General features: G+C 52.5%; 20 protein-coding genes and 1 riboswitch. Of the genes, 15 read left to right on the top strand and 5 right to left on the bottom strand.

Annotated elements, in window-relative coordinates; translation table 11 throughout:
- Positions 1 to 33: 33 nt before the first annotated feature.
- From ACT53C_RS02020 to ACT53C_RS02010, 3 genes are all read left to right on the top strand, one after another.
- On the top strand, positions 34 to 912 hold the full coding sequence (locus tag ACT53C_RS02020) for an alpha/beta hydrolase (RefSeq protein ID WP_476144577.1): 879 nt from the start codon (positions 34 to 36) through the stop codon (positions 910 to 912).
- On the top strand, positions 899 to 2,473 hold the full coding sequence (locus ACT53C_RS02015; RefSeq protein ID WP_476144575.1) for an FAD-binding domain-containing protein: 1,575 nt from the start codon (positions 899 to 901) through the stop codon (positions 2,471 to 2,473). Before ACT53C_RS02020 ends, ACT53C_RS02015 begins: the two co-directional genes overlap by 14 nt.
- 367 nt (positions 2,474 to 2,840) lie before the next feature.
- Positions 2,841 to 3,848: a S1 family peptidase gene (locus ACT53C_RS02010; RefSeq protein ID WP_313985254.1), complete on the top strand. Its 1,008-nt coding sequence runs from the start codon at positions 2,841 to 2,843 to the stop codon at positions 3,846 to 3,848.
- 83 nt (positions 3,849 to 3,931) lie between these two features.
- On the opposite strand, the gene ACT53C_RS02005 is transcribed toward ACT53C_RS02010, so the two are convergent.
- Positions 3,932 to 4,081: a hypothetical protein gene (locus ACT53C_RS02005; protein WP_194749138.1), complete on the bottom strand. Its 150-nt coding sequence runs from the start codon at positions 4,079 to 4,081 to the stop codon at positions 3,932 to 3,934.
- Positions 4,082 to 4,307: 226 nt separating this feature from the next.
- Positions 4,308 to 4,390: riboswitch (S-adenosyl-L-homocysteine riboswitch) on the top strand.
- 93 nt (positions 4,391 to 4,483) lie between these two features.
- Here ACT53C_RS02005 and ahcY point away from each other — a divergent pair.
- From ahcY to metF, 3 genes are all read left to right on the top strand, one after another.
- Complete coding sequence (gene ahcY, locus ACT53C_RS02000; protein WP_476144572.1) at positions 4,484 to 5,893, top strand: adenosylhomocysteinase; 1,410 nt, start codon at positions 4,484 to 4,486, stop codon at positions 5,891 to 5,893.
- A gap of 102 nt (positions 5,894 to 5,995) precedes the next feature.
- Complete coding sequence (locus ACT53C_RS01995; protein WP_194748829.1) at positions 5,996 to 6,346, top strand: phage holin family protein; 351 nt, start codon at positions 5,996 to 5,998, stop codon at positions 6,344 to 6,346.
- 58 nt (positions 6,347 to 6,404) lie between these two features.
- Entirely contained in the window at positions 6,405 to 7,232 is an 828-nt protein-coding gene (metF, locus tag ACT53C_RS01990; protein WP_379074406.1) for a methylenetetrahydrofolate reductase [NAD(P)H], read from the top strand.
- Positions 7,233 to 7,303: 71 nt separating this feature from the next.
- Here the strand turns inward: metF and ACT53C_RS01985 are convergent, their stop codons facing one another.
- The 3 genes from ACT53C_RS01985 to ACT53C_RS01975 all read right to left on the bottom strand — a co-directional run bounded on the left by ACT53C_RS01985 (position 7,304) and on the right by ACT53C_RS01975 (position 10,011).
- Positions 7,304 to 7,771 carry a Smg family protein gene (locus tag ACT53C_RS01985; RefSeq protein ID WP_275357717.1) on the bottom strand — a complete coding sequence of 156 codons (468 nt, stop codon included), beginning with the start codon at positions 7,769 to 7,771 and terminating at the stop codon, positions 7,304 to 7,306.
- Between the two features lie 78 nt (positions 7,772 to 7,849).
- Positions 7,850 to 8,962 carry a DNA-processing protein DprA gene (gene dprA, locus ACT53C_RS01980; RefSeq protein WP_476144570.1) on the bottom strand — a complete coding sequence of 371 codons (1,113 nt, stop codon included), beginning with the start codon at positions 8,960 to 8,962 and terminating at the stop codon, positions 7,850 to 7,852.
- Positions 8,963 to 8,973: 11 nt separating this feature from the next.
- Entirely contained in the window at positions 8,974 to 10,011 is a 1,038-nt protein-coding gene (locus ACT53C_RS01975; protein WP_476144568.1) for a LysM peptidoglycan-binding domain-containing protein, read from the bottom strand.
- Between the two features lie 166 nt (positions 10,012 to 10,177).
- On the opposite strand from ACT53C_RS01975, the gene def reads away from it, so the two are divergent.
- The 7 genes from def (at position 10,178) to ACT53C_RS01940 (ending at position 17,983) form a co-directional block, all read left to right on the top strand.
- The gene (gene def / locus ACT53C_RS01970; RefSeq protein WP_476144566.1) at positions 10,178 to 10,693 is read left to right on the top strand and encodes a peptide deformylase; all 516 of its coding nucleotides are present in this window, start codon (positions 10,178 to 10,180) and stop codon (positions 10,691 to 10,693) included.
- Positions 10,694 to 10,707: 14 nt separating this feature from the next.
- On the top strand, positions 10,708 to 11,628 hold the full coding sequence (fmt, locus tag ACT53C_RS01965; RefSeq protein WP_476144564.1) for a methionyl-tRNA formyltransferase: 921 nt from the start codon (positions 10,708 to 10,710) through the stop codon (positions 11,626 to 11,628).
- Positions 11,629 to 11,712: 84 nt separating this feature from the next.
- The gene (htpX, locus tag ACT53C_RS01960; protein ID WP_194748822.1) at positions 11,713 to 12,582 is read left to right on the top strand and encodes a zinc metalloprotease HtpX; all 870 of its coding nucleotides are present in this window, start codon (positions 11,713 to 11,715) and stop codon (positions 12,580 to 12,582) included.
- Between the two features lie 119 nt (positions 12,583 to 12,701).
- Positions 12,702 to 13,991, top strand: coding sequence for a 16S rRNA (cytosine(967)-C(5))-methyltransferase RsmB (rsmB, locus tag ACT53C_RS01955; protein ID WP_476144562.1), 1,290 nt, complete (start codon positions 12,702 to 12,704; stop codon positions 13,989 to 13,991).
- Entirely contained in the window at positions 13,969 to 14,544 is a 576-nt protein-coding gene (locus ACT53C_RS01950; RefSeq protein WP_194748820.1) for a DUF4390 domain-containing protein, read from the top strand. The genes rsmB and ACT53C_RS01950 overlap by 23 nt, the downstream gene beginning before the upstream one ends.
- 4 nt (positions 14,545 to 14,548) lie before the next feature.
- Complete coding sequence (locus tag ACT53C_RS01945) at positions 14,549 to 16,711, top strand: sensor histidine kinase (RefSeq protein WP_476144560.1); 2,163 nt, start codon at positions 14,549 to 14,551, stop codon at positions 16,709 to 16,711.
- 9 nt (positions 16,712 to 16,720) lie between these two features.
- On the top strand, positions 16,721 to 17,983 hold the full coding sequence (locus ACT53C_RS01940) for a sigma-54-dependent transcriptional regulator (protein WP_194748818.1): 1,263 nt from the start codon (positions 16,721 to 16,723) through the stop codon (positions 17,981 to 17,983).
- Positions 17,984 to 18,021: 38 nt separating this feature from the next.
- Here ACT53C_RS01940 and ACT53C_RS01935 read toward each other — a convergent pair whose 3' ends face one another.
- The gene (locus tag ACT53C_RS01935; RefSeq protein WP_476144557.1) at positions 18,022 to 18,402 is read right to left on the bottom strand and encodes a DoxX family membrane protein; all 381 of its coding nucleotides are present in this window, start codon (positions 18,400 to 18,402) and stop codon (positions 18,022 to 18,024) included.
- A 250-nt stretch (positions 18,403 to 18,652) separates the two neighbouring features.
- Between ACT53C_RS01935 and ACT53C_RS01930 the strand changes: the two genes are divergently transcribed.
- Both ACT53C_RS01930 and ACT53C_RS01925 read left to right on the top strand, forming a co-directional pair.
- Positions 18,653 to 18,844 carry a hypothetical protein gene (locus tag ACT53C_RS01930; protein ID WP_194748816.1) on the top strand — a complete coding sequence of 64 codons (192 nt, stop codon included), beginning with the start codon at positions 18,653 to 18,655 and terminating at the stop codon, positions 18,842 to 18,844.
- A gap of 21 nt (positions 18,845 to 18,865) precedes the next feature.
- Positions 18,866 to 19,303, top strand: a complete 438-nt coding sequence (locus ACT53C_RS01925) for a response regulator (RefSeq protein ID WP_476144555.1) — start codon at positions 18,866 to 18,868, stop codon at positions 19,301 to 19,303.
- The last annotated feature ends 19 nt before the right edge of the window (positions 19,304 to 19,322 follow it).

Raw genomic sequence — 19,322 nt, 5'->3', positions numbered from 1 at the left:
AATTTTCTATCTTGGGCATGGTCATCAATGCCTATGAATCTGCAAAATCCTCAATTGACGCGGCGTAGCTGGTTGACTGGCTTGGCCGGTCTGCTGCTTTCGGCCTGTCGGCCAGTCACTTTGTTAAACGCGGTGATTCCTGATAAAGGTATGCGCATCCATCGCGATATCGCTTTTGGGCCGTACAGCAGGCAGCGCCTGGATATTTATCAGCCACGTGACCATGCTGCAACACCACGCCCTGTGGTGTTGTTTTTTTATGGCGGTAGCTGGGAGTCTGGCAGCAAGCAAGATTACCTGTTTGTGGCAGAGGCGTTGACGTCGCAAGGCATGCTGGTTGTGATTGCCGATTATAGGCTCTATCCCGAACTTAAGTTTCCGCAATTGATGCAAGACCCCGCTCTGGCATTGCAATGGGTCAAGCAACACGTAGCCGAGTATCAAGGCGATGCGTCGCGTGTCTTCTTGATGGGGCATTCTGCGGGCGCACATCTGGCCGTTATGCTGACCTTGAATGCGGCCTATCTGGCGGCTGTCGGATTATCACCCGCCGCGATTAAAGGCACCATAGGCCTGGCTGGACCTTATGATTTTTTGCCGCTCACCTCGGATACGTTGCGCGCGATTTTTGCACCTGCTGAGCAGGAGTGGCAATCACAGCCTATCCATTTTGTCAGCGGCCATCATCCGCCTTTACTGCTGCTGGCCGGCCTCAAAGACCAAACCGTTTGGCCCAGAAACTCGATCAATCTGGCGCATGCGCTTGAGGCGCAAGGCAGCGAGGTCAAGTTGCTGACTTATGCCAACTACAACCATGTGGATATGGTCGCCAAGCTGGCCAGACCCCTGCGCGGCAACAGTCCATTGCTGCAAGATATTTGCGACTGGATTGGCCAGCATGCCTCTGCGTGATGTGCATGTGGTCTGGTTTAAGCGCGATTTACGTGTCGCGGATCATGCCGCGCTGTCTGCCGCCTGTGAGGCTGGGCCGGTTTTGCCGCTCTTTATCTGGGCTCCACAAGTGTGGTCGGCAGAGGATGCCAGCCTCAGTCAGGCCATGTTCGTGCGCGACTGTTTGCAGGACCTTGCAGATGCCTTGCAACAGCTGGGATTGCATTTGCATGTCTATCATCACGACCCCTTGACGCTGTTACAGAGGCTGCATGCAAAATTCGGCATCGCCGGACTGTATAGCCATGAAGAAACCGGGAATCAACACACCTACACCATCGACCGGCAGGTGCAAGCGTGGTGCAGGATGCAAGGAATCGTCTGGCAGGAATGGCCTCAGAATGGGGTGGTGAGACGCCTGTCAGACCGGCAACAGTGGCAAGCGCAGTGGGCGTTACGCATGCAGGCGCCTGTCATTGCGGTGCCTGCATCCGGGCTTGCTGTTCGGTTACCGGATCATGGCTTGGAGCGGTTGCCAGCAGTGGCTAGCCACGCGCAAGCGGAACGTCAGGTTGGCGGTATAGGAGTGGCTGAGGCGGTGATGGCGGATTTTTTGACGCGCCGCGTACATGGTTATCAGCGGGGGATTTCCAGCCCGCTCAGTGCTGTCCAAGCCTGTAGCCGCCTGTCACCTTATCTGGCATGGGGCGCTGTGAGCCTGCGTACCGTGGTACAGGCTACCCGGGCCCGTGCGCAGCAGACTGAAAACGTGCAACAGCGCCGTCAGCTGCACAGTTTTGAAAGCCGCTTGCACTGGCATTGCCATTTTATGCAAAAGCTTGAAAGCGAACCGCGGATTGAACACCAGAGTTTTTACCGGGGCTTCGAGGCACTACAGTCCCGGTTACCCGATGCCGCGGTCGCCTTACGTTTGCAAGCATGGCAGGATGCCCAGACTGGCTGGCCACTGGTAGATGCCTGCATGCAGATGCTCAATCAAAGCGGGTGGCTGAATTTTCGCATGCGCGCCATGCTCATGAGTACCGCCAGCTATTTGTTGCAACTGCCCTGGCGGCAAAGCGGGTTGCATCTGGCCAGAGCTTTTGTTGATTACGAGCCGGGGATTCATTGGCCGCAAGTGCAAATGCAGTCTGGCACGACCGGCATCAATACATTGCGCATTTACCATCCGGTTAAACAAGCCTTGACTCAGGACCCTCAGGGGGTGTTTGTCCGCCAGTGGCTGCCTGTTTTGCGACAGGTGCCAGACAGCTGGATTTTTGAACCCTGGCGCATGCCTCCGAGTTTACAGCGGCGGTATGGCTGCCTGATTGGCCGCGACTATCCTGCGCCCATGGTTGATATTGGCGAGGCCATCCAGACAGCCAAGCAGGATTGGTTTGCAATCAGGCAGACCATGCCAGCGCATGCTGTCGCAGATATTTTGCAGCGGCATGCTTCGCGCAAATCGCGCCATTTTCCCAAGGTAGACCGTGGCAGTCTCCGCAAAAAATCAAATCGGAGTACGGCTTCCGTGAGTGCACAAAGCCCGGCAGCATCCCAGCTTTCACTGCAGTTTTAGCCTTTCACCCGTTGCTGGTGTTTGCAAAACCGATAAGGTGTGCGACTCGGTAGTGCATGCACTGATTTTGCGCACTAATTTTGTGCGTATGCTGAGCGGTCTGTTGCGGCACTTCTGGCCGCTCGCTAAAGCAGTCGACTGAGCGACTACAGTGATACGATAGTTATTTTTACGTATCTCATTGATTTTTATAGTTAAATATAAAATCCCTCCTTTCTTTCTCATGGTCTCCCCATAGTCTGGCGGTAAGTGAGCCCGCATTCTCCAGCTTGGAATACGTTTTGCTATAAACAGTTTAAGAAGCTTTCCAAAACGTATTACAGGTAGTGCATTCCTTGTTGCCTACCTTCGCAGATTGGAGCAAGACATGGCAAAATGGTTGATCGGATGTTTGTTAGGTTGCCTGGCAATCCCATTGATGGCAGAGCCTTCTGCCGAGCTCATGCAGGCGTTGAACAGCCGCGTGCTGCGTGTGCAAGTCGGCCTGAAAAACGGGCAATACGGGCTGGGTTCAGGCGTCGTGGTGGCTGAAAATCAGGTCGTGACCAACTGCCATGTGGTTGCCAATGCCACTAGTATCAGCGTGGTCAGTGGCGGGGCGGCTTACCATGCCGTGGGTGTCAAACCGGATTGGAAGCATGATGTTTGCATGCTGCAAATGGATGACCTGCCGATTAGCCCAGTCACCATGAAGTCCAGCCGCGATCTCAAATACGAACAGGCAGTGTTTAATATCGGCTATCCGAGTTTTGTCGCCGCGCCTGTGAGCAGCCAAGGGGTGGTCAAGGGGCTGTTTGCCATGGATGACTCCGTGATTGTGCGGGCAACCAGCAGTTTTAGACAAGGCGCCAGTGGTGGTGGTCTGTTTGATGAGACGGGTGCGTTGGTCGGCCTGATTACACTCAAGAGCCCTGGTAAAGATGCCTACTACTATTACATGTCGATTGATTGGGTTCAGGCTTTGATCGCGCAGCCAGCGGGCCCGATTGTGGTCAAAAGCGAGCTGCCTTTCTGGGGCAAGCCGGCAGCTGAATGGCCTTATTTCATGAAAGTGGTGTTTCCTTACCTGCACAAGGACTGGGCTGGTCTGAAAACAATTGCCCAGCAATGGACGACTCAGGAACCTCATAATACAGAAGCATGGTTTTATCTGGCCGCCGCTGAATATGAAACCAAGGATCTCACCATGGCTGAGCAACACTTGCACCGTGTCGTCAGCATGAACGATCAGCATAGTCAGGCTTTTTATTACCTGGGACTGATTGCGGAGTCCAACGGTAAACACATCGAAGCCTTGGCCAATGTGGATACGCTGACACAGCTGGATGCCGAAAAGGCTGAAGAGCTCAAAGTGGCGATGAAAACCTTGCCATGATGCGAGGCTGACGGTGTTGTGTCAGCCCCAATAAAAAAGCGCTTTAACTGGCGCTTTTTTGTTTTGATGTCGGGACGGTTTGCTTAGGCGACCGCCAGATCCAGCTCTTCGACATGATAGTAATGTTCATCATCCCACAGGGTGAAGTCTTGTGCGGTATACATGGCTTCCTGAAAATGATGAAAGGTTGCGATGCAATGATTTTCTTCATCCATTACTTGATACATGGTCATAGTAATCACCTTTCTATACTAAATGAGGATATTTGAGAACGTGATGTCATCATGGCACAGGCGGGTGAAACTGATTTGACAGAGTAGCAGCATGTAATTCGGTCAATTTAATGAATCGGTAAAGAGGGTATTTCTAGGCAGCTATTTGAGCAGGTTTTCAGTGGTTGTTCTTTGATTGCTCAGGATTTCTTTTTTGTAAAATCCTTGGGTTGGCGTATAATTCGCAACTTCTGAGGAACGCTGCGAGAGTCACTCGACTCCCAGGCTCAGAGCATTTGCTGTAAAGCATCTCAACGGCGTTCACTTTTCACTGTGCGAGCACGGAAAAAAGGTGAACAACGTTGCCACCGGTTCTTATCGAACTTTTCCTGCTCAGTTTTCATTTTTTTAAGGATTTGAAACATGAATACTGTAGCTGATATCAAAGATTATGTAGTCGCAGACATGGGCCTGGCCGCCTGGGGTCGCAAGGAAATTGCGATTGCCGAGACTGAAATGCCTGGCCTGATGGCGATCCGCGAAGAGTTCGCGGCGCAACAGCCACTGAAAGGCGCGCGCATTACTGGCTCTCTGCATATGACTATCCAGACCGCTGTACTGATTGAAACCCTGAAGGACTTGGGTGCTGAAGTGCGCTGGGCTTCTTGCAATATTTTCTCAACCCAGGACCATGCAGCCGCTGCGATTGCCGCGACGGGCACTGCCGTGTTTGCCGTGAAAGGCGAAACGCTGGAAGAGTATTGGGATTACACCCACCGTATTTTTGAGTGGACGGATGGTGGTTACTCCAACATGATTTTGGATGATGGTGGCGATGCGACCCTGTTGCTGCATTTGGGTAGCCGTGCCGAAAAAGATTTGTCTGTGGTGGCGAACCCCACTTCAGAAGAAGAAATCTGTCTGTTTAACGCCATCAAGGCCAAGCTGAAAACAGACCCGACCTGGTACTCCGTGCGGTTGGCTGCGATTAAAGGCGTGACCGAAGAAACCACTACGGGCGTGCACCGTTTGTATCAAATGCATAAAGAAGGCAAGTTGGCTTTCCCTGCGATTAACGTGAATGACTCTGTGACCAAGTCCAAGTTTGATAACTTGTATGGTTGCCGTGAGTCTCTGGTGGATGGCATCAAGCGTGCGACCGATGTCATGATTGCAGGCAAGATTGCCGTTGTTGCCGGTTACGGTGACGTGGGTAAAGGGTCTGCACAAGCATTGCGTGCCTTGTCTGCCCAGGTTTGGGTGACCGAGATTGACCCGATTTGTGCCCTGCAAGCCGCGATGGAAGGCTACCGCGTTGTGACCATGGATTATGCCGCTGAACATGCGGACATTTTTGTTACAGCGACTGGTAACTACCACGTCATCACGCATGAGCATATGGCCAAAATGAAGGATCAGGCGATTGTGTGTAACATTGGTCACTTCGACAATGAAATCGATGTTGCCAGCATCGAAAAATACCAGTGGGAAGAGATCAAGCCACAAGTCGATCACGTGATTTTCCCAGACGGTAAGCGCATCATCTTGCTGGCCAAGGGCCGTCTGGTCAATTTGGGCTGTGGCACAGGTCATCCAAGCTATGTGATGAGCTCCAGCTTTGCCAACCAGACCATTGCGCAGATTGAATTGTTTACCCAGACCGACAAGTATCCGGTTGGCGTTTACACCTTGCCTAAACATCTGGATGAAAAAGTGGCGATCTTGCAGTTGAAGAAACTCAATGCGCAATTGACCACCTTGACCGATGCACAAGCAGCCTACATTGGCGTAAGCAAAACCGGCCCATTCAAACCTGAGCATTATCGCTATTAATCACGCGCTTTTCAGCGTGCGTTAAACCATGCCGCCCTGCGCCAGATGTTCTGGCGCAGATTTGGTGTACACTTTGCCTCATCTTTCATCCAAGGAGGAGGCATGTTTAAACTACTGGTTGTTTGGGTACTCAATGCATTGGCACTGATGGCCGTGGCTTATCTGGTCCCAGGCATTCAAGTGGCCAATTTCAGCGCTGCGCTGGTGGCTGCTGTCGTGATTGGTCTTGCCAATATGCTGGTGAAGCCGATTCTGGTGCTTTTGACCTTGCCGATTACCTTGCTGACGCTGGGATTGTTTCTGTTAGTCATTAATGGTCTGCTATTCTGGTTTGTCGGCCACCTGTTGCAAGGCTTTGTCGTCAATAGTGTGATGACTGGCGTCATAGGCGCCCTGGTGTATAGCGTGATTGCCTGGATCCTGAGTGCGATTGTGTTCAACGAAAAAGACTGACACCTGACCATCCCCGCATCTGCCTGAAATCACGCGTTTAGAAATAAAAGAGAAAACAGTGAATCAAAAAATCGCTTACAGTTTTGAGTTTTTTCCGCCTAAAACGGCGGAAGGCATGGCGAACTTGCGTCAAGTACGCAAAGAGCTGGCCGTATTCTCTCCCGAGTTTTTCTCCGTCACGTTTGGTGCGGGGGGCTCAACCCGCGACCGTACCATGGAAAGTGTGCTCGAAATCCAGGCTGAAGGCCATGGTGCAGCCCCACATATCTCCTGTATTTCTTCCAGCAAAGAAGAAATCCGCGAATTGCTGCAAGCCTATCAGGCGAAAGGCATCAACAGACTGGTGACCTTGCGCGGCGATATTCCTTCAGGCGAAGTGAGTGCGGGGGATTTTAAATATGCCAATGAGCTGGTGAGTTTTATCCGCGCCGAGACCGGCGACTGGTTTCACCTGGAGGTGGCGGCTTACCCCGAGTTTCACCCGGAAGCCGGCTCAGCACAAAAAGACCTTGAAAACTTCAAGCGTAAAATCGACGCTGGCGCGGATTCGGCCATTACACAGTATTTTTACAATGTGGATGCCTATTTCCGTTTTGTAGAAGCGGCGCAGAAGCTGGGTGTCACTGCACCGATTATTCCCGGCATCATGCCGATTTATAACTACACGCAACTGGCGCGCTTCTCCAGTGTCTGTGGTGCCGAGATTCCACGCTGGCTGCGTATGCGGCTGGAAGCCTATGGCGATGATATGGCTTCATTGCGCGCTTTTGGCGCGGAGGTGGTCACTGATATCTGTACCAAACTGATTGAGGCAGGCGTGGATAAAATGCACTTCTACACCCTGAACCAGGCAGGCATTATTGGCCAGATTATCCGGCAACTGTAGTCGTAACAATACGGGCAAACAAAAAAGCGCGGACTGAATCAGCCGCGCTTTTTTTGTGTCGCTCTATTGGGTTATTGCAATGACAAACCTTGCGGGTTAAACAAGGCATCTTCAACAAACAGGTAATCCTGTTTGCGCGTTTCGTCCCACAGCACCATCATGGTGATCCAGCGGATATCTTCCATGCTCAAGGTTTCTTGCGGCAAGACCATGGCACGATCAATAATCAGGTCGCGCTCATAAGCCGTGATGATGTCGCTTCTTTGTAGCAAGCCCAGAAAATTCAGACTGTCGTCACTGATCTTGTTGCGTTCCATCTCGCAATAGACGCGAATCGCAAACGGGTCGTGCTGGTATTGCGGCTGTTGCACCGAGCGACGCAGGTCTTTCACCCAGCCCACGGCATGTAAAATATCCTGGTGGTTAAACCCGGCTTGGGAGAGCTCATAGGCCATGATGGTTTCGTCTGTTTCTTTCAGCTCAAACGCATCATGCTTATCCCAATAATTTTGATAGATAAATATCAGTACTTCCAACATGTCTAAATTCTCCTCAAACACGCTGCTCCGCTATCATTAGCGAATAGCAGCGATACTGGGGTGGGGCTGAGCCGTGCTTTAAACCAATCGCTGGAATTGGCCGTTGGCGAGATGGCTGACCACACCTTCTAATTCAAGTAGCGTTAGCATGGTGGAAACTTGTTCGGGCGTCAACCCGGCGCGGGCCGCAATGAGCTCTGCAAAGATGGGGTCAAACCCCATGCAAGCCAGGACAGGACTGGCTTCGGCGGGTAGATTAGTCCAATCGGGTAGTGACCCATTCGGGCTAATCGAAAGTGCGGGGTTGGGCAGGCGGACATGCTTCAATTCGCTGACAATGTCCTCGGTGGACTCGACAAGCTTTGCCCCTTGTTTGATCAGCGCATGGCACCCTTTGGACACCGGCGAGTGAATAGAGCCCGGAATGGCGAAGACTTCACGGCCCTGTTCGATCGCTAGGCGTGCAGTGATGAGTGAGCCGCTATCAATATTGGCCTCTACCACCAGACAGCCTTCAGACAGGCCGCTGATAATACGGTTGCGTCTGGGAAAGTTGTGCGTCAAAGATGGCGTCCCTAGCGGGTACTCGGAGAGCAACAAGCCATACTGCACAATCTGGTGGGCCAGGCCTTTGTGCCGGGCCGGGTAGACGATGTCTAGCCCGGTGCCGACCACGGCAATCGTGGCACCATCTGCTTTGAGCGCGCCTCTGTGTGCGGCGCCGTCTATGCCTAATGCCAGCCCGCTGACCACGGCAAATCCGGCCCGGCACAAGCTTTCGGCAAACTGTTCGGCAGTTGACTCGCCTTGCGGTGTGGCGTGGCGGCTACCGACAATGGCCAGGCCAGGCCGCTTGAGCATTTGCAGGTTGCCTTTGGCATAGAGCACGGGCGGCGGCTGGTCTATGCTGAGCAGGCGTTGCGGATAGTAGGCATCCGCCAGTGTGATCAGGTGGTTATCTGGTTGTGAGAGCCAGTCCAGTGTCTTGGCAATATGCGGGTCTTCTGGCGCTTTTTGTATCCCTTCGGCGACGCCTTTGCTGACCAGTTCGCACAAGCTGCTGTAGGAGGCGGCCAGAATCGCCTGCGGGGTTTTAAAGTGCAGCAATAGCTGGCAATAGGTGACACTGCCCAGCCCTTCGACCAGGCTTAAGGCAATCCAGGCTGCGCTCTCTTCAGGATCTGTGACCATCAGTGCGGAGATCAGGGGGTGCGCACCACGTCTTCTACATGGATAGGTTGCGAGGCCTGCATGACGAGCGCGTATGACAGCTTGGGAAAGGTTTTGAAGACCATCACCAAGCCGACAGGCTCATCCGGCAACTGGATCATGACCGGATGTTTAGGGTCTGCGGATTCGGGGTCTACCATGCTGGCGCCTTTGCGCAGCACCGAAAGCACGTGACCGCGCTCCAGGCCTTGCGCTTCGCCGCGATTGAGCACCACCACACGGCCATAGCCAGTCTCGTTGATGCCTTCGCTCACGCGTGCAATCTGGCCTTCAATCTGGCCTTCGGGCGCATGCGGCACATAAGGCGGGCTAAGGGAGTCTTCCATCGCAATCAGTTTGTCTTTAACCGCAATTTCCTCTTTGGCCTGGGTTACGGTCAAGGTGGCAGGCTGGCCTGAGCGCAGCAGTTTGGCCTCCCCCAGATAATGCGCTTCTGTGCCCAGCAGCTCACCATTTTCAGGGTTTTTGATCGCCTCCCCCTCGCGGTAGATTGCCCAGGCGTTGCGTGGAGTGTCTGGCAGGCCCTGCACATAAATGCGTGTGCCAGGACTCAGAATCTCACGTTCTTCCTGCGCCGCCACAATTCTGGGCGCTGACTTGAGCGCTTCTGGCGCAATCAGCATGGGCTTGGTCAAAAAGGGCTGGATGATATTGGGTTGTATGGCGGGGATGGCATCGCCTTTGATTGGCGTGACGATCATGCCAGGCTCCAGGGTGACAGATTCTCGCACCAGTTTGAGTACGGGTTGCCCGCTGCTGGTGTCGAGCACGATGACATCCCCCGGATAAATCCAGTGCGGATCTTTAATGCTAGACCGGTTTAATTGCCAAATCTGTGGCCATTGCCATGGATTTTTCAGAAACTTGGCCGAAATATCCCACAAGGTATCGCCTTTGACGACGACATGCCGGTCGGGGTGCTGCGGCCGCAACGGAATTTCTTCTGCCTGTAACAATAAGCTGCTACAAGCCAGCGCAAGCGAGGTTATAATTTGAACAATTTTCGTCATGTGGCGTCTCTGTTTTATGCGACACAAATGGATGGGCTGTACCTGCGCACAGCCACTGCGCAATATCAACCAATCTAGCATGGCTTTAAAGTTCTGATCAAGGTGAAAAAGCAGGCGTTTTGCCCTGTTTTTGCACAAACTATTTGAATGGAAAGATTTGTAGAGCATGGCACTACTTCCAATTTTGCAATATCCGGATCCACGCCTGCATACGGTGGCCAAACCGGTGCAAGTATTTGATGAGGCATTACAGCAACTGGTCAGCGATATGGCTGAGACCATGTATGATGCGCCAGGCATAGGCTTGGCTGCTACGCAGGTCGACCAGCACATCCAGTTGATCGTGATTGACTTGAGCAAGGAAAAAGACGATTTGCTGGTGCTGATCAATCCTAAAATCATTGCCCAGTCAGGTAGCCAGGATTATGAAGAGGGTTGCCTGTCAGTGCCCGGCATCTATGAAAGTGTCACGCGCGCTGAATTTATTACCGTCGAAGCGAAAGATGTGAATGGCAACACTTTCAGGTTGGATGCGGATGGATTGCTGAGCGTCTGTATCCAGCATGAAATGGATCATTTGCTGGGCAAGGTGTTTGTGGAGTATCTCTCCACGCTCAAACGTAACCGTATCCGGACCAGAATGGTCAAGCACGCGCGTGAAATCGAGCGCAACAGTTATTAAGTCAGGAAGGTTGCATGCGTATTATTTATGCCGGGACCCCGGAGTTTGCAGTACCGGCTTTGCAAGGACTCATAGACGCGGGCCATGACATTGTCATGGTGTTGACGCAACCAGACCGCCCCGCGGGCCGTGGCATGCAGTTAAAAGCGAGTCCGGTCAAACAGCTCGCCTTGCAACACGGCTTACGTGTTTTTCAGCCAGAAAGCCTTAAGCCCGCCGAGGTGCAGTCCGAGATTGCAGCGGTCAACGCCGAGGTGCTGATCGTTGCGGCCTATGGCCTGATTATTCCGACCGCGGTGCTGAACATCCCGACGCGAGGCTGTTACAACATCCATGGCTCCTTGCTGCCACGCTGGCGCGGGGCTGCGCCCATCCACCGGGCCATTCTGGCCGGGGACACCGAGACGGGTGTCACCATCATGGAGGTGGTGCCCAAGCTGGATGCCGGCAATATGATCAGTAAATGGTCGGTGGCGATTACTGCGGCAGATACCACGCAGACCTTGCATGATGCGATCAGTCGCGAAGGCGCGCGCTTGATGGTCGAGGCGATGCAGACCTTGCAAGATACCGGTTGCCTGGCCTCTGAAGTACAGGACGAGGCGCTGGTGACCTATGCGCACAAGCTCGAAAAAGCCGAGTCTGCCATTGACTGGACGCAATCTGCCCAGCAGCTGTCACGTCAGGTTCGTGCATTTAATCCCTTTCCGGTCGCTACAGCCAAATTTAATGATCAAGTCTGCAAACTGTGGTTTGCTCAAGCTGTGGCTGGTCAAGGCGAGCCAGGCACTGTGTTGCAGACACATCCGCTGCAGGTGGCCTGTGGCGACGGCGCATTAGAACTGCATGAGTTGCAGATGCCGGGCGGCAAGCGCCAAACGGCACAACAGTTTGTGCAAGGTCAGCATGTGCAAGTGGGCGACCGCTTTTTCTAGTCAATCTGGTGCAGGCATTGAAAAATGCCTGTCATCCCCGCATATTAAAGTCGATATTACTCACCGAATTGTGAAGGAGTCACTATGTTAGGTAACTGGACCAAAACCTTTGTGTTGATGGCCGCGATTACTGCCCTGTTTGTTGCGGTGGGCGGCGCGCTGGGTGGCCAGGGCGGCATGTTGCTGGCGCTGTTGCTGGCAGGCGGCATGAACTTCTATGCCTACTGGTTTAGCGACCAGGCGGTGCTGAAAATGTATGGCGCAGTTGAGATCAATGCTGAAAATAATTTTGGTAATGGGCAGTTCCGCAACTATTACAACATGGTCAAAGAGCTGGCCGAGCGGGCCCAATTACCCATGCCGCGTGTGTTCGTGATCAATGAAAGCCAGCCGAATGCGTTTGCTACCGGCCGCAACCCCGAGAACGCTGCCGTGGCAGCTACTACCGGCATCATGCAGATTTTGAGTGAGCGCGAATTGCGCGGTGTGATGGCACATGAGCTGGCGCACGTGAAACACCGCGATACCTTGATCTCTACTATTTCCGCCACCGTGGCCGGGGCCATTTCATCGATTGCGCAATTTGGCCTGATGTTTGGCGGGCATCGGGAGGGCGAAGACCGACCCAATCCCATTATTGGTATTTTGATTATGATTCTGGCACCGTTGGCCGCTTCGCTGATCCAGATGGCGATTTCACGTTCGCGCGAATATGAAGCAGATCGCATGGGTGCTGAGATCAGTCGCGACCCGAAAGCCTTGGCGGCCGCGCTGGAGAAAATCCACAATTATGCGCACCAGATTCCCAATATGACTGCTGAGCAACACCCGGAAACCGGGCAGATGATGATTATCAACCCCTTATCAGGCGCAGATCTGGCGGGGTTGTTCAGCACCCACCCGCAGACCGAAGAGCGGATCCGCCGGTTATTGGCGCTGGCTAACCAGTATTAAACGCGATTTCAACAGACAAAAAAGGCTTTCGCAAGAAAGCCTTTTTTATTGCGTGAGTTTTTGTCTGTGTATTTTGGGCGCATCAAGTAGAATAGTCTTTTTTTCACCAGAGTCTTCTTTTGCAAGTTGCCCAGCTCATAGCCGCATCTGCGGTGGCCGAAGTGTTGGCCGGACATAACCTGACTGTTTCCATGCCTAAGGCATTGCGCAGGGTCAAGTCGGCGACGCCGCAACAGCAGGCGGCTGCACAGGATTACAGCTACCTCACCTTGCGCTTGTATGCCGAAGCCGCGGCTTATTTGCAAGCGCTGACGGCCAAGCCAGTGACAGATGCACGTGTACATGCGCTGTTGCTGGTTGCCCTGTCGCAGCTGCTGTATGGGGCCGAAGATGATTTTACGGTGGTCAATCAGGCGGTGGAAGCCGCGGGCAAAACCGGGCTGCGCTGGGCAAAAGGGCTGGTCAATGCGGTATTGCGTAATTTTTTGCGCCAACGGTCAACCTTGCAGGCGCAAGTGAGTCAGTCGGAAGCGGTGCAATTTAACTATCCGCAATGGTGGATTGATACCCTCAAACAACAATATCCTCAGCATTGGCAGTCGATTCTGACCATAGGCAACAGCCACCCACCCATGACATTACGCATCAATCAGCGCAAAACGGATGTCGCCAGCTACATGCAGGCGCTGGATGATGCGGGGATTGCGGCGCAAGCGCTGGGCGGTACGGCGATTCAGTTGCAGCAGCCGTTGCCGGTGCACAAGCTGCCGCATTTTGATCAAGGCTGGCTCAGTGTGCAGGATGCCGGCGCACAGTGGGCGGTTCCTTTGCTGGATGTGCAAGCAGGCATGCGTGTGCTGGATGCCTGTAGCGCGCCGGGCGGTAAAACTTGTCACTTGCTTGAAGCCAGTGATATTGACTTGCTTGCTCTGGATGTGGAGGCAGAGCGCCTGCGTCGTGTCCACGACAACCTGCAGCGTCTGGGCTTGCAAGCCAAGGTCAGGACAGGCGATGCGGCAAAAGCCGACTGGTTTGATGGTCAGTTATTTGACCGCATTCTGGCTGATGTGCCCTGTAGCGCCTCAGGCATCGTGCGCAGGCATGTCGATATGAAATGGTTGCGTCGGCCACAGGATTTGACGGTATTTGCCCAGATGCAACAGCAAATATTATTGAATTTGTGGCATATGCTGGCAAAAGGCGGTAAATTGCTGTACGTCACCTGTTCGATTTTTCAACAAGAAAATGAAATGCAGATTCAACAGTTTTTAACCATGCATGCAGATGCGGTCAGGTTGCCAGTGCAGTTTGATGCCTCGGGCCTCCCTTGCCAGCAGTCAATTGGCGGGCAATTGCTGCCCACTGCCGCGCATGACGGATTGTTTTATGCGCTTTTACAAAAACATTAAATATTATTCGGCGCTTTTTTTTCTGCTGACCATGACAGCATTGGCACTGGCTGCCAATAACAATCATGCCCATGTCAAAAGTGCCGAGCTGGTATTGCGTGAAGATACCTGGGCGCTGGATGCGGATCTGGACATCCATTTTGGCCGCGCGCTTGAGGAAGCGTTGAGTAAGGGCATCGCCCTGACATTTTTGTATGAATGCCAGATCATCAAACCCATGAAGTACTGGTTTGATGATGAGGTGGTGACCGAGCGTCGCGCCGTCACGCTCAACTATCACGCGCTGACCAAGCAATATCTGCTTAATTATCCGCAACAGCAAAAAGGATTCGACAGCCTGGCTGAAGCCAGGCGTGAGTTGGGCCTGATCCGCGACTGGCGCTTGACGCCGCATGCCACACTAGAAAAAAATCAGCCCTATCAGGCGGCGCTCAAAATGCATCTGGATACCAGCAAGCTGCCTAAAGCCTTGCAGCTGGATGCCCTGGGCGAAAGTGACTGGGAGCTGGTCACGCCGACGTTTAGCTGGTGGGTAAAGGACACCCAGCGTTAGCCCTATGCGGTATGTCCTGATTTTGTCCATTCTACTGGCGGCAGCCCTGCTGTACCTGCTGTCTCTTGCCAGTGCCAACACCGCCATCAGTGGGGATTATTACCTGATCCTGCTGTATATCAATGCTGGCCTCGCCGTGTTGTTGCTGGGGGTGATTGCCTATCAGTTACGCCATCTTTACCAGACCACCAAAGCCAAACAGGTAGGCAGCAAGCTGAATTTCAGATTGCTGGTGTCTTTTGCCCTGATGGCGTTGATTCCAGGCATGATCGTCTATCTGGTTTCCGTGAACTTCCTGTCACGCTCGATTGAGTCTTGGTTTAACGTTAAGGTCGAATCCGCACTGGATGGGGGGCTGAATCTGGGGCAACGGGCGCTGGATATCATGCTGGAGGACGTCAAGGAAAAGGCGCAAAGCATGGCGGTCTCGCTATCACTGCAAACGGCCCGCTCACATTATGGACAACTGAACGATCTGCGTGAAAAAGCCGGCGTTCAGGATGCGGCATTGCTGACCCCGCAAGGTGCGATTCTGGCTGTCAGCAGCTCTGATCCCAGCAGCTTTTTACCCGAACTGCCTTCTGTGCCGCAGTTGCGCCAGGCACGTAGCCGTATCTACGGCAAAATCGAGCCTATCCCCGGCAAAGGCCTCTACATGCGTGTGCTGATCCCGGTGGAAACCTTGGGGATCACGGGCGAGATGCGGATTCTGCAATTGATGCAACCGGTGCCCAAGGCGCTTTCGAATACTGCCGAATCGGTGCAGGAGGTCTACCGCGAGTACCAGACCTTGTCGTACAGCCGGCAGTCACTCAAAGACATTTTCATGCTGACGCTGACTATGATTTTGCTGCTGTCCATGCTGGGCGCATTGACCATCGCATTTGCACTGAGTCGGCGCATGGCGCAACCCTTGACGGTGCTGGCAGAAGGGACGCGGCTGATTGCCAGTGGCGATTATTCGCAGCAGCTGCCCTCATTTGGCAAGGATGAACTTAGTGTGCTGGTGAAGTCGTTCAACAGCATGACGCGCCAGTTGCAGGAAGCGAAAAATGCCTCCGAACAGAGCCGTCAGCATGTGGAGTCTGCACGTGCCTACCTGGAAGCTATTTTGTCGCACCTGAGTTCAGGCGTGATGACCATTAATGAACAGGCGGAGCTGCGTGTTTACAATCTGGCCGCGACCAATATTTTGGGGATCTCGCTGGTGGGCTTTAAAAACAAAGTCTTTACCGACATTGCGGTTGAAAATGATTACCTGATGCCGTTTACAGCGTTGGTGATGCAGCACTATGAAGACACGTTGCAATTTGACCACCATGAGCGGCATTTAAGCAGCCAGATCGAAATTGAAGGGGTGCATGGTAAGCAGATGCTGATGCTGCGGGTGACGCGGTTGCCGGAAGGGGCGGGGCACGGCCTGGTGGTGGTGTTTGATGATGTGACCGCCATGGCGCAAGCCCAGCGTGATGCTGCCTGGGCCGAGGTAGCCAGACGGCTGGCGCACGAAATCAAGAATCCGCTGACACCGATACAGCTGTCTGCCGAGCGCTTGCAGCTGAAGCTGCAGGACAAACTGGAAGAAAAAGATGCGGAGATGCTGTTTAAGTCTACCGATACCATCGTCAACCAGGTGCAGGCAATGAAGAATATGGTCAACGAATTTAGTGAGTATGCCAGAACGCCTGCCGCCCAACTGGTAAGGCTGGATTTGAATGCCTTGATCCGCGATGTGAGCCGCCTTTATAACGCCTCTGTGGTCAAGCTGGTGCTATCCCTGCATGAGCAGCTGCCCGAGATTTATGCCGATGCCACCATGATGCGCCAAATCCTGCATAACCTGCTGCAAAATGCGCAGGATGCATTGGTGCAAACCGAACAACCGCAAATTGTGATCTTGACCGATTATGATGGCGAGCGTATAAAATTGTCAGTGACGGATAACGGTAGTGGTTTTCCCACCGAGGTGATGGCGAGGGTGTTCGAACCTTACGTCACAACCAAGTCACACGGTACCGGGTTGGGATTAGCCATTGTCAAAAAAATGATAGAAGAGCAGCGTGGACAGATACGCATCGATAATCTGCCACAAGGGGGCGCCTGCGTCACCATCAGCTTGCCGGTCGATAAACAACAACAACGTCGGCGCGTTGAGCGCATCGTGTAAGGAAGTACCATGGCTTCACGTAATATTTTGGTCGTCGATGACGAAATCGGCATCAGGGAGTTATTAAGCGATATCTTGCGGGATGAGGGGCACGTCGTGCGCCTGGCAGAAAATGCACAAATTGCCAGGGACGAGCGGCTCAAGCAGCGACCGGATCTGGTGTTGCTTGACATCTGGATGCCCGATTGCGATGGCATCAGCCTGCTTAAAGAATGGGCCAATGCCGGCTTGCTGACCATGCCGGTGATCATGATGTCTGGGCATGGCACCATAGATACCGCGGTCGAGGCCACTCGACTTGGGGCGTTCGACTTCCTCGAAAAACCGATTGCCTTGCAAAAGCTGCTCAAAACCGTAGGCGCAGCGATCAAGCATACCGAGCATCTGGCGCATACCGAAATTAACCTGTCCAGCTTTGGCAAAAGTGCCGTCATTCAGGAGCTCAAGCAGCGCTTGGAGCAGCTGGCGCGCCATAAAAACACCTTGTTCCTGATTGGTAAAAAAGGCGGCAGTGTGCCATTGTGCGCCAAGTTTTTGCGTCCGCAGAATACGCCGTGGGTGGCCTTGACCGAGTATGAGAAGCTGGTCACCGCACCGATGGAAATTCTCGAGCAGGCCCGCGAAGGCGTGGTGTTTGTCGATGAAGTCACCAGACTGGGCAAGACCGAACAAAAAGGCCTGCACCTGCTCATCAATAAATCCGAAAAATACGGGGTACGCGTGATTTGCGCCAGTGAGCATGGCTTGCCGCAACTGATTGAAAAAGCCATGCTGGAGCAGGCCTTGCTGCAAACGCTGGCCGGGTCAGCGGTGAAGGTGCCTTGCCTGGATGAGCACAAAGAGGATATTCCCGATCTGGTCAATGCGATGGCGACCCTGATGGTTGAAGCCAGCAAGATTGACTACAAGGCGTTTGATGTGGCGGCGCTGAATGCGCTGCGCAATGCTGACTGGCCCGGTGATTTGGACGAGCTGGAGTCCGTGGTACAGAACCTGCTCATGACCAGTTTGGGTGAAAGCATTACCCAGACCGATGTGCAGCGTGTTCTGGCCAATTTTCAAGGGCAGCGCGGCGAGTCGTCCGAGCAGCATATGCCGCTGAATCTGGATCAGCCTTTGCGTGAAGCGCGCGATGACTTTGAGCGTTTTTACTTCCAGTACCACATGCGGCTGGTCAAAAATAATATGAGCCGGTTGTCAGAAATTTCGGGGCTGGAGCGGACACACCTCTATCGCAAGCTCAAACAGCTGGGGATCAAAATTAAGGGATAAAAAAAGCCGGGCTAACCCGGCTTTTACGACTGAATCGTTTATTTGTTGCGGTTATCCAGACTGCAAGCAGTTTGCGGATAAATACTCAACAACCACATGCCACCGGCGATGCCCAGGTAGGCAAAAAACGCGTCCAGCGAAGCCTGGCCCAGCACCAGTGCCATAAATGCCGCCAACACGCCTAAAACGCGCGCAGATAGTTGGGTTTTGTAGCCGACGATCAGCAACAGACCAAACACAAACTGAATGAAAATCAGCAATGGTGCAAACACGGCTGGCAGGCCAAATTGGCCTAACATCATTTGGTATTGCAGATAACCATCAGGCGTATTTAAAATGGCCATCAGCTTTAGAATCACCACCCCAAAAAACACCAGCCCCAGTAAAATCCTGGCCGCTGCGGTTTGAAAACGATACATAACTTTTCCTCAAGTCCTGTTTTAATAAAGGACGTATGATGCCTGTGGGGTCAGATAAATGCAATATTTGACCGCCACCTTGGCCATATCCTCCCTCGCGCTCATGCGCCAGCCTTTGCTTGAGAAAAATTTCCATATTTATGCTTTATCTATAGTGAATTTTTCCCTTGCATTGTATAAAATTACTACTTAAATTGATAATTTATTAATTTAATATTATTATTAAATAAAATATTAAATTTGATTAATTATGAATATTGAAGATGACTCAATTGAAAAGCTGCGAGCATTGAAAGACCAGTTGTCGAGAGAAATTAACCAAAACTTCAACGATACTCGTTTTAATTTGATTGTGGCTGTTTCTGATGCAGCATTAAATCTGCTGTTTGAGGAAATGCAATCCGCCTTGCGTCCAATCCCGCATGGCAGAGACTCCTTGTGATTTGAGAAAGAAGCGCCTTTGATGTCCGATAAACAGAATGAGTGGTGGAAGCTGACGCAATTTATTGATTCAACTGCGCAAAGAAAGAGAATACTGGTTGTGGATGATCAGCTCCACACGCGATTGCTATTGAAAACATTATTTGCTGAAGAGGATTATCAAGTCGAGTGTGCAGAGAATGCGGTGTCGGCCCTTTATCTGGCCGAACATCATCTGCCGCATCTGATTATTATCGATTTGATTTTAATGGATCGTGTCGATGGGTTAATGTTGTGTAAACAACTGCGAGCCTTACCTGCTTTAAATGATTCTTTGATTTATGTCTTGAGTGGCATGACCGATACGCAAACAAAGTTTGATGTTTTGCTGGCCGGGGCTAATGATTTTATTGAAAAACCCTTTAGTCCCATAGATTTATTGGAACGGGTTTCCAGAATAAGGAGTACATATGGCAAGTAAACTGCAACTTGGCACAGCA

The sequence above is a fragment of the Methylophilus sp. DMC14 genome, assembly GCF_056314085.1.
Note: the sequence above shows the minus strand (reverse complement) of the source record. Positions and strands in the feature narration are given on the sequence as shown.